This window comes from Duganella sp. Root336D2 (assembly GCF_001425005.1).
In the GTDB taxonomy this organism is placed as follows: Bacteria; Pseudomonadota; Gammaproteobacteria; order Burkholderiales; family Burkholderiaceae_D; genus Rugamonas.
Genome location: NZ_LMDB01000006.1, coordinates 88,290 through 103,794, shown reverse-complemented (window position 1 = coordinate 103,794; position 15,505 = coordinate 88,290). Strand labels below are relative to the sequence as shown.

Sequence of the window (15,505 nt, the reverse complement as noted above, 5' to 3'; positions counted from 1 at the left end):
CGCACCGGTGGCTGACACCACCGCTCCAGTGGTCACCATCGCCAACCCGACCTCCGGTTCGGTGTCCGGCACTGTGAACGTCACCGTGAACGCCTCCGATAACAGCGGCTCGGCCGGCATCAACATGAGTGTCTACATCGACGGCCAGCTGCAAGCATCCGGCGCCGGTTCCTCCCTGTCCTACAGCTGGAACACCCGCAAGATCGCTGCCGGCAACCACACTGTCCAGGCTGTGGCCAAGGATGCCGCTGGCAACACCTCCACCACCACCGTGCAAGTGACCCGCTAATTAATAAAATACCCTGTTACAGCCCGGCTTCGGCCGGGCTTTTTTTATTATCAGCAAGTAATAACCATTAATGCGTCGCCAAGTGAAATTGAGTTAATATCCATTTCCGCGCGCCATTAGTTAACTCATTGATTTGACTGAATATTATTAATCGCTACAATCTTGCAAGCCAACTTTGCACAAATGCTCAGATTGATTTGTTTCAGGATGTAATTTGCGGGCAAATTTATTTGCCGCACGGTAAATCATCAGTTACTATCGAACTTGAAGTCTGACAAAGGCAAACCGTGCGAAAGCACGGGACGCAAAGTCGACGGTCTAAGGGCGCGCAAGCGTCTATGACGGCTGGACTGCCAGATACACCGGTGACACTGAAGTCCCCGCTGTACTCTTCAACCGCCCTTTCCAGGGCGGGAGGCAGTCCCTTTTTTCCGAAACTCCGAAAACAGGACTCGCTTTTCAATGAAGAAACTCAGCAATTTCGCCTTCCTCTTCGCCGCCGTAACCCCGCTGGCGTTCTCCGCTCCAAACCACGCCGATCCAGAATTTATCGCTGGCCGCATCATCGTCGAACCCCAAGCCGGCCTGGGCGCAGACGAATTCGCCAAGGACCTCAAGATCCATGGCGCCGGCAAAGCCCGCAAACTGGGTCAAAGCAATATCCACGTCATCGATGTGCCGCATGGCTCCGAAAAAGCCATCGCCAACAAACTCAAGCACAATCCGCACTTCAAGTTCGCCGAGCTGGACCAGCTTGTGGATGTCGCCGCCACCAGCAACGATCCATATTTTGGCAGCGAATGGCATCTCAACAAGATCGGCGCGGCTACGGCATGGGATAGATCCCAGGGCGCAGGCGTCATCATCGCAATCATCGATTCGGGCGTGGATGCCAGCCATCCCGACCTGGCAGCCAACATGGTTCCTGGCTATAACACGATCGACAACAACACCAATTCCAGCGATGTCTGCGGCCATGGCACCGAAGTTGCCGGCAGCGCAGCTGCCGCGTTGAACAACGCCCTGGGCGTGGTGGGCGTGGCCGGCAAAGCCAAGATCATGCCGATCCGTACCGGCTACCTCAATTCGGCCGGATCCTGCCAGGGTTCCTACTCGGCGATCGCCGCCGGTATCACCTACGCTGCCGACCACGGCGCCCGTATTGCCAACGCCAGCTATGCCTACTTGCCAAGCAGCTCGGCCGTGGTCAGCGCTTCGAACTACATGAAGAGCAAGAACGGCCTGGTGTTCGTCGGCGCCGGCAACAGCAACATCAACGAAGGCTTCACCCCGACCGATTCCATGATCGCCGTGTCGGCCACCGATACCTATGACGCCAAGGCCAGCTTCTCCAGCTACGGCTCCTTCGTGCAGTTGTCGGCGCCAGGCACCAACATCTACACCACCACCCGTGGCGGTGGCTACCGGATGCAGGCCGGCACATCCTTCTCGAGCCCGATCGCGGCTGCAGTCGGTGCCCTTGTCATGGCGGCAAATCCATCGCTGACCGGTGCCCAGGTACAGAACATCCTGTTTTCCACGGCAACCGACCTCGGCACTTCAGGACGTGACATCTACTTCGGCTATGGCCGCGTCAACGCTGCTGCTGCGGTAGCGGCCGCTGGCAGCTCGACCACCGTGCCCGTCACCGATACGACTCGTCCGACGGTAGCGATTGCCTCTCCTGGCGCCAGCAGCACGGTTTCCGGCATCGCAACCGTTACCGCCAACGCATCGGATAACGTTGGCGTTACCCGTGTGGAGCTCAAAGTCAACAGTACCGTGGTCGCTTCCGACACCGCCGCACCGTTCAGCTTCGCCTGGGATACCAAGGGAGTTATCAACGGCATGGCAACCTTGACTGCCGTGGCCTATGATGCAGCCGGCAACGTCGCATCGTCTTCGCCGGTCTCGGTGAACGTGGCAAACACGACGACGACTCAGCCGGCCACCGATACCACCGCGCCGGTAGTCCGGATTACCAACCCGGTGGCAGGTTCTGTTCGCGGCAACGTGACCGTTTCGGTCAACGCTTCGGACAATAGCGGCAGCGCGGGCATTTCGATGTCGCTGTACGTCGACGGCGGCGTGGTTGCTTCCGGTGCCGGTTCCAGCCTGTCCTACAACTGGAACACCAACAAGGCGGCGCGCGGCAATCACACGCTGCAAGCGGTTGCGCGCGACAAGGCGGGCAACACTTCGACCTCTACGGTCTACGTTACCCGGTAAGTAACAAAAAAGAACGGCAGCCTAGGCTGCCGTTCTGGTTTCGGAAATCTTAGTCATTACCACTTACCCCTGCGGCGACGTGCCAGCGCCATGCCGAACAGACCGGTGCCAAGGATGGCCAGGGTTGCTGGTTCTGGAACAGCGACGCAAGCTGGATCGGTTGGGTTTTCCGTGCAGAAGTCGATCACTGGAGGACCGCAATCCACACCATTATCGTCACATTGCTTCAGCCACACGCTGCCCTCGTAGCCTTGCACGTGAACTGCAGCCTGGATCATCCGTCCATCTATCACCCATTGCTTACCGATTTTGTGAACCGAAAAGTCGCTAAAGGCGTCCGCGGACAAAGCACTCAGCGCGGTGAGCGTGTACGTTGAGACATCACCTTCCCCCAGTTGATGGTCACTGGTGGAGTACGAGAAGCGCATGTCGAAATAGCCGCCGCCGTCTGCGTTATACCCATTCAGGGTTCCAAAATAGACGCTCGACGCTTCAATATCGCCCACGCCGCCAGCGTACTGGACGTCCGTCAAATTGTTGCCGCCAGCAAGGTTAAAATACCAATCATTGACGTACGCACCGGTAGGCAAGCCAGGGCCGACGCTCATCACGAGAGTCGCCATGGTGTCGCCGTCTACCCAGTTGAGGGTTGCAGTTGCGTAAATATCCTGGGTTGCAGGAGGCACATCCCCGCTATACGCTCCACTATTACCGAACTGGAAAGTAATCGTTCCAGCTTCGGCGATTGGAGCCGCCAAAGCGGCGACACTCAGTGCTGCACCCAACAGTGTTTTCAAGATTTTCATGGCACCCCCTTGGTTGTTGTATCGTAGTAGATGCATAGAGCGTGCCTGCAAGTCACCCCCCCGCAGAATCAAACAGTTAATCTCAGCCATATTGATTTCGCAGTCATCAGGTGTAAAACTTTTCGACAGCAAGTCACTTGTGAGAAAGGCATTCTTGCGCAAGGGGCAAAGCGATACTTAGTTTTCCCTTAGGACGGTAACTGGCCCTCTTCGCCTGCGTTACAATGCGGGGAAATGAGCGCCGCAAACTTCCCTTTTGAAAATTCCTTCGCGGGCCTGCCGCCCGCCTTCTTCACGCACCTGATGCCAACGCCGCTGCCGGCGCCATACCTGGTTGCAGCGAGTCCTTCAGCCGCACGCCTGGTCGGCCTCGAACCCACAGCGCTTTCAACCCAGGAAACGCTTGAAATCCTGATCGGCAATCGTGTTGCTGAACGCTCAAAGCCGCTGGCAGCTGTTTACTCCGGCCACCAGTTCGGTGTCTGGGCCGGCCAGCTCGGCGATGGACGAGCCATCCTGCTCGGCGATATCACTACTGCGGACGGTCCGGTTGAGCTGCAGTTGAAGGGCGCCGGCATGACACCTTATTCCAGGATGGGTGACGGGCGTGCAGTACTGCGCTCCTCCATCCGCGAGTTCCTGTGCTCGGAAGCGATGCATGGCCTGGGTATCCCAACGACCCGCGCCTTGTCGGTCGTCGGCTCGGACCAGGGCATCGTCCGCGAGTCGATCGAAACGGCCGCTGTCGTGGTGCGCATGGCGCCCAGCTTCGTCCGTTTCGGCTCGTTCGAACATTGGTATTACAACCGCAAGCCGGAAGAATTGAAGCAACTGGCCGATTACGTGATCGAGCGCTTCTACCCAGCCCTTCGCGAGGAAGAAAATCCTTACGCAGCCTTGCTGGAAGAAGTAAGCCGCCGTACCGCGCGCATGATTGCCCACTGGCAAGCCGTAGGCTTCATGCATGGTGTAATGAATTCCGACAATATGTCGATCCTGGGCCTGACCCTGGATTACGGCCCGTTCGGCTTCATGGATGGCTTCGACGCCAACCAGATCTGCAACCACAGCGACGACCAGGGACGCTACTCCTATTCAAACCAGCCACAAATCGGCCATTGGAACTGCTACGCCCTGGCGCAAGCGCTGCTGCCGCTGATCGGCGAAGTCGAGCTGACACAGGAAGCGCTCGATGCGTACCAGCCCGAGTTCGCGCGCCACATCGACAAACTGCTGCACGCCAAACTAGGCTTGACGACCGCACAGGATGCGGACCGCGAACTGCTCGATGGCCTATTCGCCGTTCTGCAAGCCAATCACACCGATTTCACGATCTTCTTCCGCCGCCTCAGCGGCTTGCGCGCGGGCGGTCCCGAAGGCGACGAACCGCTGCGCGACCTGTTCATCGACCGCCCCGCTTTCGATCACTGGGCCGAAGCTTACCGTGCGCGTCTGCGCGCGGAAAACAGCGATGATGCAGCGCGAAAACTTGCGATGGATCAGGTCAACCCCAAATATGTGCTGCGAAACTATATGGCACAGGTCGCCATTGAAAAGGCGCAAAATAAAGACTTTTCCGAAGTAGAACGCTTGCTGGCCATGCTCGAGCGCCCTTTCGACGAGCAAACTGAAAATGAACAATACGCAGGCTTCCCGCCGGACTGGTCCAGCCAGCTCTCGGTAAGCTGCTCATCGTGAGAGAGAAAATGAGCGACAAAGTAGTCAAGACTGACGCCGAATGGCGCGCCCAGCTCGATCCAACGGAATACCAGGTGACCCGCCACGCGGCCACCGAGCGTGCCTTTACCGGCAAGTTCTGGGACCACCACGAGCATGGCATCTATACCTGCGTGTGCTGCAATACGCCACTGTTCGAATCGGATGCGAAGTTCGATTCAGGTTGCGGCTGGCCGAGCTACTTCAAGGCGCTCAATCCCGCCAATGTCATAGAGAAAACCGACCGCTCGCATGGTATGCTGCGCACCGAAATCATCTGTGCAGTATGTGACGCCCACCTGGGCCACGTCTTCCCCGATGGCCCTCCGCCGACCGGCTTGCGCTATTGCATTAATTCGGCTTCGCTGCGCTTCGAACCAAAGCCCTAAAAAGATGAAGATTATTTTCGACCTGTTTCCGCTGATTCTGTTCTTTGTCAGCTACAAGTTTGCCGGCAGCCACCAGGAAGCGGCGCATGCCATGTTGAATGCCCACCTCGGCGACCTGGTTGCCGGCGGCGCAATTCCCGCTTCGCAAGCGGCGATCGTTGTTGCCACCATCGTCGGTATTATCGGCACTGCTGCGCAAGTGTTATATCTGTTGGCGCGCCGCAAAAAAGTCGATGGTGCCCTATGGGTTTCCCTTGTAGTGTTTATCGTATTTGGCGGCATGACCATTTATTTCCACGACGATGGCTTTATCAAATGGAAGCCGACCATTATCTACTGGTCGCTCGCTACGGCAATGCTGGTGGCTTACCGCTTCTTTGATAAAAACATGATTCGCGTGGCGATGGAAAAGCAGGTACAGCTGCCTGAGCACGTCTGGGTCCGCCTGCATTTCATGTGGATTACCTTCTGGCTGGTGCTGGGTTTCGTCAACCTGTTTGTCGCCTTCATCCTGTTCAAGTCGGATAACGACGCCTGGGTCAATTTCAAGGCTTTCGGGGTTACCGGAATGATGCTGGTGTTCTTTATCGCGCAGGCTTTCTACCTCTCTAAACATATTAAGGATGAAGCATGAGCGATCCGCGCCTGGCCAAGATCCGCGAGCGCCTGGAAGCGGCGCTGGCCCCGACGGAAATCGTGCTGGATGATGAATCCGCGCTGCATGCCGGCCATGCCGGCGCAGCCTCCGGCGGCGGTCATTACAGACTGAAAATAGTCTCTACTAAATTCGAGGGTGTGAAACTCGTCATGCGCCATCGTCTGGTGTATGATTCCGTGCACGATATGATGCATAAAGAAATTCATGCATTGGCCATTACCGCACTGGCACCGTCCGAAGTATGATATGCGCGGAGTTTTTGGGAAACATCAAAAAGAACCTCGATCGTTGAATAGTAGAGACATCTCGGCGAACCAGCTCAAAATCCCCGCAATTCAGTAAACTTTCCCTAGGAATTAAACTAAATGACTTTCAAGCCAGCCCGCTTGCTGCTCGCACTTATCGCCGTTGCCGCTGCACCAGCTTTTGCCCAGAACGCCGCCGTCGTTAATGGCAAAGCCATCCCGACCGCCAAAGTTGACGCCCTGGTCAAACAAGTCGTTGCCCAAGGCCAGCAGCAAGACACCCCACAACTGCGCGAAATGATCAAGAAGTCCCTGATTGGCCGCGAAGTAATGATCCAGGAAGCCGAGAAGCAAGGCCTGTCCAAGAGCAAGGACGTCACCACTGCCCTGGAACAGGCTCGTCAGGACATCATGCTGAATGCCCTGGCTGCTGATTACGTGAAGAAGAACCCGGTTGCGGACGCCGAAATCAAGGCTGAATACGACCGCGCTGTTGCCGCTGAAGGCGACAAGGAATTCCACGTGCGTCACATCCTGGTTGAAACCGAAAAAGAAGCGACCGATATCATCGCCAAGCTGAAAGGCGGCGCCAAGTTCGAAGACCTGGCCAAGAACTCCAAGGATACCGGTTCCGCTGCCAACGGCGGCGACCTGGACTGGGGCACCCCAGGCAACTTCCCTAAAGTCTTCGCAGATGCCTTCACCTCGCTGCAAAAAGGCCAGATTACCGAGAAGCCAGTGCAAACCCCGAGCGGTTTCCACGTGATCAAGGTAGAAGACACCCGCGCCGTCAAGCTGCCAACCCTGGAAGAAGTGAAGCCACGTATCGCCGATTCCCTGATGCGCGCAAAACTGCAGACCTATCAGGAATCCCTGGTTAAGAAAGCCAAAGTACAATAATCCGTCACGGACCTGATCCGGCGCCTGAGTGGCGCCGGATTTATTTTAACTAAGGAAACACTCAATGAAATTTAAACCAGCTACCCTGCTGTTGGCCCTGATCGCAGTTGCTGCAGCTCCTGCGTTTGCCCAGAACGTCGCCACCGTGAACGGCAAAGTCATTCCATCGGCCCAGATGGATGCCGCTGTCAAACAAGCTGCCGCCCAAGGCCAGCCTGACTCGCCACAACTGCGCGAAATGATCAAGAAATCCCTGATCGGCCGCGAAGTGCTGGTGCAGGAAGCCACCAAGCAAGGCGTTGCTGCCAACAAGGACGTGAAAGACGCCCTGGAACAAGCTCGCCAGGAAATCATCATCCGCGCCCTGCTGGTCAGCTATGTGAAGAAAAACCCTGTGAGCGACGCAGAAATCAAGTCTGCTTACGACCAGTTCAAGGCTTCCAAAGGCGAGAAGGAATACCACGCTCGCCACATCCTGGTGAAGACCGAGAAAGAAGCAACCGACATCATCGCCAAGCTGAAAGGCGGCGCCAAGTTTGAAGAGCTGGCCAAGGCTTCGCAAGATCCAGGGTCGGCAGCCAACGGCGGCGACCTGGACTGGGCAGCACCAGGCAACTACGTGAAGCCATTCGCGGATGCCATGGTGGCCCTGAAAGACGGCCAGGTCACCGACAAGCCGGTGCAATCGCAATTCGGCTACCACGTGATCAAGCTGGAAGGCTCCCGCGCCGCCAAAGTGCCGTCCCTGGACGAAATCAAAGGCCAGATCTCCGAGTCCCTGACCCAGCGCAAAGTTGCAGCTTACCGCGACCAGCTGATCGCCAAGGCTAAAGTGCAATAATCCCGGGTGCGCCTTTACCGGCTGCCTTGATCAAGCGCCCCGCGGGGCGCTTTTTTATTATGCCAACCACCAAAGACATCATTTCCGCCCTCGCTCCTTTGGCCGATGCCACCCGGGCCCCGGCGATGCGCGCCTATATGCGCGAACAATTCCCCTTCCTCGGCATCGCCACGCCGGCCCGGCGCGCGGCAATCAAGCCGCTGATCCGGGCCTTCACAGGTGCTGCGCCTGCCGAGCTGATCGGCGTGGCAGGCGAACTCTGGCAAATGCCGGAACGGGAATACCAATATGCGGCCCTCGATTTAATGGCGGCGCATTGGAAACAATTCAAAGCTATCGATGTGCCGGAATTGCTGGCCTTCGTCCCGCGCAAATCGTGGTGGGATTCGGTGGATGGCCTAGCTGGAATTATCGGCGACGTGCTGCGCTTTGAGCACCATGAAATGGACAAGGCTTTAAAGCATGAAAACTTCTGGATGCGCCGGATTGCCCTCCTCCACCAATTAGGCTGGCGCGGGAAAACCGATGAAATGCGGCTGTTCCGATATTCCCTCGCACTCGGCCATGAAAATGAATTTTTCATTCAGAAAGCAATTGGCTGGGCCTTGCGGGATTATGCCCGGCATGCACCACATAATGTGGCTCATTTTATTAATGAAAACAAGAAGGGCCTCGCCCGGTTGAGCATCCGCGAAGCGGGCAAGCACCTGACGCCCCTGGACTAAGCCCGGAATTTGCGTGAACACGCCAGCTTCTGGCGTGCACCATGGAAGTTGCGGGCCGACGCCAAAACAACAGCAATAATGCACACCATTGCCGGGCCTTAAAATGCCGAGTTAAACTCGTGACAACTTAAGGAGGCTGGAAATGAATAAACTCGCATTACGGCAGTTAATTGCCTGCGCCGCTTTTATTAGCGCGGCACCAGCAATGGCGGGTGTCATCGCCACATTTGACGACCTGCCGATTCCGCCCGCGCTGGATAGCGCAAGCGGTATCCAGTGGACCAGTTCACCGGACAGCCTGGAATATCAGGGCGTGATCTGGGACGCACGCTTTGGCGTGGTCGGCGACCAATATCGGGTCGGCGGGCCAGGCGGTCCCCTGTTTGGTATTCCGCATTCCGGCCATTATTTCGTCTCCAATTCATCCGGTTCCAGCGGCATGACAATCACCACCAATAAAGTGCTGACCGGCGCCTGGTTTGGCCGCAACCAGTACTATGGATTTGGTGAAGGCGGCGCGGACCAGGTCACGATCGTGGCCTTGAATGGCGCAACCGAACTTGGTTCAGTCGTGTTTGACTTGCCGGAAAGTCACCCCGGCCTGCCCGAGCCCCTGTCCTTTGCCGACACCAGCATCTTCGCGTCCCTTGGCCCGGTCACGGGCTACCGGATCGATCGGCGCGAACTGGGACAGTTGAATGGAAACTGGGTCGCCGACGACTTCCAATTCGCCGATGCGACCCAGGTGCCGGCCCCGGGCGGGGCCGTTTTGATGCTCGGCGGCATCGCTGCCTTGCTGGCAGCGCGCCGCCGGCGCGCATAAGCCTTAACCGATGAACTTGCGCGCGTTGCCCCACATGCGCGCCCAAGGCGCATCCTCGCCCCAGCCGTCCGGGTGCCAGGAGTTCTGCACCGTGCGGGACACGCGTTCCGGGTGCGGCATCATCACGGTGAAGCGGCCGTCGGCCGTGGTTACCGAAGTCAGCCCGCGCGGCGAACCGTTCGGGTTGTACGGGTAGGTTTCGGTGGCACTGCCTTTGTTGTCCACGAAGCGCAGTGCGCCGATTGCCTCGTCGATAATGCCGGTCTGGCTGAAGTCGGCAAACCCTTCACCGTGCGCAATGGCAATCGGCGCCTGGGTACCGGCCATGCCTTGCAGGAAGATCGATGGCGAATCCAGCACTTCCACCATTGAGAAGCGTGCTTCGAACTTCTCGGACTTGTTGGTGGTGAACTTCGGCCAGGCGTGGGCACCTGGAATCAGCGATTTCAGGTTCGACATCATCTGGCAGCCGTTGCAGATACCCATGCCGAAGGTATCCTTGCGCTGGAAGAACTTGGCGAACTGGTCGGCCATTTCCGGATTGAACAGGATCGATTTGGCCCAGCCTTCGCCTGCACCCAGCACGTCGCCGTACGAGAAACCGCCCACGGCAATAATGCCCTGGAAATCGTCCAGCGAAACGCGGCGCGCAATCAGGTCGCTCATGTGCACGTCGACGGCGGTGAAACCGGCGCGGTGCATCGCCCAGGCAGTCTCGATATGCGAGTTCACGCCCTGTTCGCGCAGGATTGCGACGCGAGGACGTACGCCCGACGACAGGAACGGTGCGGCGATGTTCTGCGCCATGTCGAAGCCGACTTTTGGCTGCATGCCTGGATCGGTTTCGTCCAGCAGGCGATCGTATTCCGCATCCGCGGTCGCAGGATTTTCACGCACGCGGGAAATACGCCAGCTGGTTTCGCTCCACAGGCGATGCAGCTCGGCACGCGGCTGCGAGTAGATGGTCTTGGCGTCGCGCGTGAATTCGATCACGCCACGGTCGTTCAGCTTGCCGATAATGTGGCTGCAAGCGCCCAGGTTGAAGGTGCGCAGCACGTCCATCACGGCCGATTTTTCTTCAGCGCGAACCTGGATCACAGCGCCCAGCTCCTCGTTGAACAGCGCGGACAGGGTCAGCTCATTGCGGCGCTCTGCGACCTGGCCGGCCCAGTTCTTGGCATCGCCATGGTCCATGGTGCCTTCGGCGCCCAGGGTCAGCATGTCCAGGTTGACGGACAGGCCGGCGCGGCCGGCAAAGGCCATTTCCACCAGGGTTGCGTACAGGCCGCCGTCGGAACGGTCGTGGTAGGCCAGGATCTTGCCTTCCTTGTTCAGCTGCTGGATCGCGTTGAAGAAGCCTTTCAGGTCTTCCGGCGAATCCACGTCCGGTGCGGCATTGCCCAGCTGGCCCATGACCTGCGCCAGCGCGGAGGCGCCCATACGGTTCTTGCCGCGGCCCAGGTCGATCACGATCAGGGAAGTTTCGCCCAGGTCGGTACGGATCTGCGGGGTCAGCGACTTGCGCACGTCGTACACCGGCGAGAAACCGGAAACGATCAGGGACACGGGCGAAATCACCGCCTTGTCAGCGCCTTCATCTTTCCAGGTGGTGCGCATGGACAGGGAGTCCTTGCCGACCGGGATCGACAGGCCCAGCGCCGGACACAGTTCCATGCCGACCGCTTTGACGGTGTCGAACAGGGCCGCATCCTGGCCAGGCTGGCCGCAGGCAGCCATCCAGTTGGCCGACAGCTTGATGTCGGAAATGTCGTTGATCGGCGCGGCAGCCATGTTGGTGACGGTCTCGCCGACCGCCATGCGGCCGGAAGCCGGGGCGTCGATCACAGCCAGCGGCGTACGCTCGCCCATCGCCATCGCCTCGCCCACGTAACCGTCGTAGCTCAGGGTGGTCACGGCGCAGTCGGCCACCGGCACCTGCCATGGGCCCACCATCTGGTCGCGCACCGACATGCCGCCCACGGTACGGTCGCCGATGGTGATCAGGAAGCTCTTGTCGGCCACGGTTGGCAGCAGCAGCACGCGCCTGGCGGCTTCTTCCAGCGCGATGCCGGTCAGGTCGATGGCCGGCAGGTCGTTCTGCACGTGCTTCACGTCGCGGTGCATCTTTGGCGGCTTGCCCAGCAGGACTTCCATTGGCATGTCGACCGGGTTGTTGCCCATTTCCTGGTCGATCACCTTCAGCTGGCGCTCTTCGGTTGCCACGCCGACGACGGCGAATGGGCAGCGTTCACGCTCGCACAGGGCCTGGAACAGTGCCAGGTCGCCCGGCGCAATGGCAAGAACATAGCGCTCCTGCGATTCATTGGACCAGATTTCTTTCGGCGCCATGCCGGATTCTTCCAGCGGCACCTTGCGCAGGTCGAAGATCGCGCCGCGCTTGGCGTCGTTGGTGATTTCCGGGAAAGCGTTGGACAGGCCGCCCGCACCCACGTCGTGGATCGAAATGATCGGGTTCTTGTCGGCCAGCTGCCAGCAGCCGTTGATGACCTCCTGGGCGCGGCGTTCCATTTCCGGATTGCCGCGCTGGACGGAATCGAAGTCCAGGTCGGCGGTATTGGTGCCGGTTGCCATCGACGACGCGGCCGAACCGCCCATGCCGATACGCATGCCTGGACCGCCCAGCTGGATCAGCAGGCTGCCAACCGGGATGTCGTTCTTGTGGGTGTGCGAACCGGAGATATTGCCGATGCCGCCAGCAATCATGATCGGCTTGTGATAGCCCATCACGGTGTCCTTGCCGCCGGCGAACTGCTGGCCGATGTTCTGCTCGTAGGTACGGAAGTAGCCGCCCAGCACCGGGCGGCCGAATTCATTGGAGAAAGCGGCGCCGCCCAGCGGGCCGTCAATCATGATCTGCAGCGGCGAAGCGATGCGTTCGGGCTTGCCGTACACCTGGCTTTCGTCGCGCTTGCCGACCGGCGCGGTCACATTGGCCGCGTTTTCCCAGGCTTGCACGGCGCCAGGGATCATCAGGTTGGACACGGTGAAGCCGGCCAGGCCGGCTTTAGGCTTGGAGCCCCGGCCAGTCGCGCCTTCGTCGCGGATTTCGCCGCCGGCACCGGTGGAGGCGCCAGGGAATGGGGAAATCGCGGTCGGGTGGTTGTGGGTTTCCACCTTCATCAGGGTGTGCACCAGCTCGGTGGACGGCGCGTATTCCTGGCCTTCACGCGGGTAGAACCGGGTAACTTCAGCGCCTTCAATGATCGACGAGTTGTCCGAATAGGCCACGATAGTGCCGCGCGGGTTCTTCTCGTGGGTGTTCTTGATCATCTTGAACAGCGACTTGTCCTGCACCACGCCGTCAATGGTCCAGTCGGCGTTGAAGATCTTGTGGCGGCAGTGCTCGGAATTCGCTTGCGCGAACATCATCAGTTCGACGTCGGTCGGGTTGCGCTTGGCGTTGGTGAAGGCTTCCAGCAGGTAGTCGATCTCGTCGTCCGACATCGCCAGGCCAAGGTCGGTATTGGCCTTTTCCAGCGCGGTGCGGCCGGCGCCGATCACGTCGATCGATTCCAGCGGCTTGGCTTCCAGGCTCGAGAACAGGCCGGCGGCCTGGTCCGGGTGGCGCAGCACGGATTCGGTCATGCGGTCATGCAGCAGCGCCGCGACGGCTTGCGCCTGCTCGCTATCCAGCTTCCTGGCCGCGCCCAGGCCGGTGCCCAGGATGCCGCCCTTCAGGTTGATGCGGTAAGCAACGCCACGCTCCACGCGGTGAATGTGCGCCATGCCGCAGTTGTGCACGATATCGGTGGCTTTGGAAGCCCAAGGCGAAATGGTGCCGAAACGCGGGATGACGACAAACTCTTCCACCACGCCTTCAGCATGCTCCGGCAAGGCTGGCTCGCCGTAGGTCAGCAGGCCATTCATGCGGTTCAGATCGTCTTCGGACAGGGGCGAAGCGGAGTCGACAAAGTGGATAAAGCGGGCTTGGACCGACGTAATGGTCGGCAGAACTGCTTGAAGCTGGTTAAGGAGGCGTTGGCTACGGAAGGAGGACAGGGCGTTGGAGCCCGGCAGAATCAACATAGTGGGGGCGTGAAGAATGCAGCGTAGCTGCGGTTTAAAGGAATACTGTGCACGAGCTGACTGGTCTTGCTGTATTTCGATTTGCCGACATTATACTTGTTTCACGCATCACTTCCCACCCTTCCTTCATTGGTCCGAAAGCAACATTTGCTGCGTTTATGCCTGTTTTTTGCTCGTCCTTGGGGTATTCTGCCTTTATGACAGCCTTCTACCCCCAAAATGGAAGAATATAGCGACCTGTCAGTCCTGGTTATCGACCCCAACCAGCATATGCGCAGCGGGCTGCACAAGATGCTCGGCCAACTGGGGATCACCCGCATCGAGCACGGCGTGAGCGCAGGAACTGCCATCCGCCATCTCGAAAAGAAGGCGTTCGACCTGGTGTTCTGCGAGTACGACCTGGGCAACGACCAGGGACAGGATGGCCAGCAGTTGCTGGAAGACCTGCGCCACCACCAGCTGATCTCCCCTGCCGCCATTTTCATCATGCTGACCACCGAGGGGGTGTACAGCAAGGTAGTGAGCGCGGCGGAGCTGACCCCAACCGATTACATCCTCAAGCCGTTCACGGTCGACGTGCTGGCCCAGCGCATCGCCCGGGCGGTCGACCGGCGCGCCGCCCTGCGCCCGATCCACCAGATGATCGGGCGCGAGCGGTTGCGTGAGGCGATACTGGCCAGTGAAGTATCGGCGGCGGCCAATCCGCGCTACGCCACCGAATGCGCCCGTTTGCGGGCCGAAGCGCATACGGCCCTGGGCGAAGTCGCGCAGGCGGAAACAATCTACCGGGAGATCCTGGAAACCCGGCCCCTCGGCTGGGCCCAGCTTGGCCTGGCGCGCTGCCAGTTCCAGCAGGGCCAATTCGCCGATACCCTGGACACCCTGCAGCGCCTGATCGACGACAACCCCAGATACATGGCGGCCTATGACCTTATAGCACGCACCCAGCAAGCGCTTGGCCAGCCGGCGGAAGCCCGCGCCGCGCTGGAAGCAGCGGTCTCGATCTCGCCCCATATGGTGCGGCGCCTGCGTCACCTCGGCCAAGTGGCGTTGCAGTCCGGCGATCTGGAGGCGGCCGAAAAGACCTTCAAGCAGGTGGTCGCCAAATCCAGGTATTCGGAGTTCCGCGACCCGGAAGACCACGTGAACCTGGTGCGAACCCTGGTCCGGAAAGGCGATGCCGCCGGCGCAGCGAATGCCTTGCGCGACCTGGACCGTTCGGCACGCGGCAGCCCCGCGACGGACGCCTGCAAGGCCTATTCCTCGGCCCTGGTACAGGAACTGAACGGCAATGCCGGGGCGGCGCAAAGCGAACTGGCGCATGCCGCACACGCAGCCGGCGCAGCAGCTACCCTGTCGAGCGCGCTCAAACTGGACCTGGCGGAAAACTGCCTGCGCCACGGCATGGACGAACAAGGCATGCAATTGCTGGATGCGCTGGCCGGCAATCCGGCCAGCGGCGTCAGCGAATCCGATATGGCAGCGGTCTATGAACGCACCGGCCGGGCCGAACTGGCGCAAAACCAGGGCGACAGCGTGGAGCGCTACCTCGACGGCCTGGTCAGGCAGGCCGCCGCGCGCAGCGGCCAGGGCGACCAGCGCGGGGCGATCGAGGTACTCCAGGTGGCTGTGCGGCGGCGCCCGGAGAACGCCGGGCTGATCTCCGCCCTCGCCTCAGCCATGCTGCGACTGTTGGGCGACAGCGGCTGGGAAGCGGCGCTGGGCGAGCAATGTGCAGCGCTGTTGATACGAATGCGCCAGGCGGATCCCCATCATCCCATGCTGGCTGCGTTATCATCACAATATGTCACCCTCCGGGGCAAACAATAAGAGACGA

Annotated in this window: 13 protein-coding genes and 1 riboswitch; of the genes, 11 read left to right on the top strand and 2 right to left on the bottom strand. The window is 59.6% G+C overall.

Annotation, left to right across the window (positions count from 1 at the left end):
• Both ASD07_RS31260 and ASD07_RS08445 read left to right on the top strand, forming a co-directional pair.
• Nucleotides 1-289, top strand: a 289-nt coding sequence (locus ASD07_RS31260) for an Ig-like domain-containing protein (RefSeq protein ID WP_229207099.1), incomplete at its 5' end; no start/stop codon positions are given.
• A 269-nt stretch (nucleotides 290-558) separates the two neighbouring features.
• Nucleotides 559-647, top strand: a riboswitch (cyclic di-GMP riboswitch).
• A 104-nt stretch (nucleotides 648-751) separates the two neighbouring features.
• Entirely contained in the window at nucleotides 752-2,518 is a 1,767-nt protein-coding gene (locus ASD07_RS08445) for a S8 family serine peptidase (protein ID WP_055927975.1), read from the top strand.
• Between the two features lie 56 nt (nucleotides 2,519-2,574).
• Here the strand turns inward: ASD07_RS08445 and ASD07_RS08440 are convergent, their stop codons facing one another.
• On the bottom strand, nucleotides 2,575-3,324 hold the full coding sequence (locus ASD07_RS08440) for a PEP-CTERM sorting domain-containing protein (RefSeq protein ID WP_082507217.1): 750 nt from the start codon (nucleotides 3,322-3,324) through the stop codon (nucleotides 2,575-2,577).
• 234 nt (nucleotides 3,325-3,558) lie between these two features.
• On the opposite strand from ASD07_RS08440, the gene ASD07_RS08435 reads away from it, so the two are divergent.
• The 8 genes from ASD07_RS08435 (at nucleotide 3,559) to ASD07_RS08400 (ending at nucleotide 9,621) form a co-directional block, all read left to right on the top strand.
• Complete coding sequence (locus tag ASD07_RS08435) at nucleotides 3,559-5,022, top strand: YdiU family protein (RefSeq protein WP_082507212.1); 1,464 nt, start codon at nucleotides 3,559-3,561, stop codon at nucleotides 5,020-5,022.
• Between the two features lie 8 nt (nucleotides 5,023-5,030).
• A complete protein-coding gene (msrB, locus tag ASD07_RS08430) occupies nucleotides 5,031-5,429 on the top strand; it encodes a peptide-methionine (R)-S-oxide reductase MsrB (RefSeq protein ID WP_055927970.1) in 399 nt (132 codons plus the stop codon).
• Nucleotides 5,359-6,063 (top strand): septation protein A, encoded by a 705-nt coding sequence (locus tag ASD07_RS08425; RefSeq protein ID WP_307143558.1) that lies wholly within the window; start codon nucleotides 5,359-5,361, stop codon nucleotides 6,061-6,063. Before msrB ends, ASD07_RS08425 begins: the two co-directional genes overlap by 71 nt.
• Complete coding sequence (locus tag ASD07_RS08420; RefSeq protein WP_055927964.1) at nucleotides 6,060-6,332, top strand: BolA family transcriptional regulator; 273 nt, start codon at nucleotides 6,060-6,062, stop codon at nucleotides 6,330-6,332. The genes ASD07_RS08425 and ASD07_RS08420 overlap by 4 nt, the downstream gene beginning before the upstream one ends.
• 120 nt (nucleotides 6,333-6,452) lie before the next feature.
• Nucleotides 6,453-7,232, top strand: coding sequence for a peptidylprolyl isomerase (locus ASD07_RS08415; RefSeq protein WP_055927962.1), 780 nt, complete (start codon nucleotides 6,453-6,455; stop codon nucleotides 7,230-7,232).
• Nucleotides 7,233-7,296: 64 nt separating this feature from the next.
• A complete protein-coding gene (locus tag ASD07_RS08410; RefSeq protein ID WP_055927960.1) occupies nucleotides 7,297-8,073 on the top strand; it encodes a peptidylprolyl isomerase in 777 nt (258 codons plus the stop codon).
• A 26-nt stretch (nucleotides 8,074-8,099) separates the two neighbouring features.
• Entirely contained in the window at nucleotides 8,100-8,798 is a 699-nt protein-coding gene (locus ASD07_RS08405) for a DNA alkylation repair protein (protein WP_229207098.1), read from the top strand.
• A 142-nt stretch (nucleotides 8,799-8,940) separates the two neighbouring features.
• A complete protein-coding gene (locus ASD07_RS08400; protein WP_156397938.1) occupies nucleotides 8,941-9,621 on the top strand; it encodes a hypothetical protein in 681 nt (226 codons plus the stop codon).
• A 3-nt stretch (nucleotides 9,622-9,624) separates the two neighbouring features.
• Here ASD07_RS08400 and purL read toward each other — a convergent pair whose 3' ends face one another.
• A complete protein-coding gene (gene purL, locus ASD07_RS08395; protein WP_055927950.1) occupies nucleotides 9,625-13,668 on the bottom strand; it encodes a phosphoribosylformylglycinamidine synthase in 4,044 nt (1,347 codons plus the stop codon).
• 219 nt (nucleotides 13,669-13,887) lie between these two features.
• Between purL and ASD07_RS08390 the strand changes: the two genes are divergently transcribed.
• Nucleotides 13,888-15,498, top strand: a complete 1,611-nt coding sequence (locus tag ASD07_RS08390) for a tetratricopeptide repeat-containing response regulator (RefSeq protein WP_055927947.1) — start codon at nucleotides 13,888-13,890, stop codon at nucleotides 15,496-15,498.
• Nucleotides 15,499-15,505 lie beyond the last annotated feature (7 nt).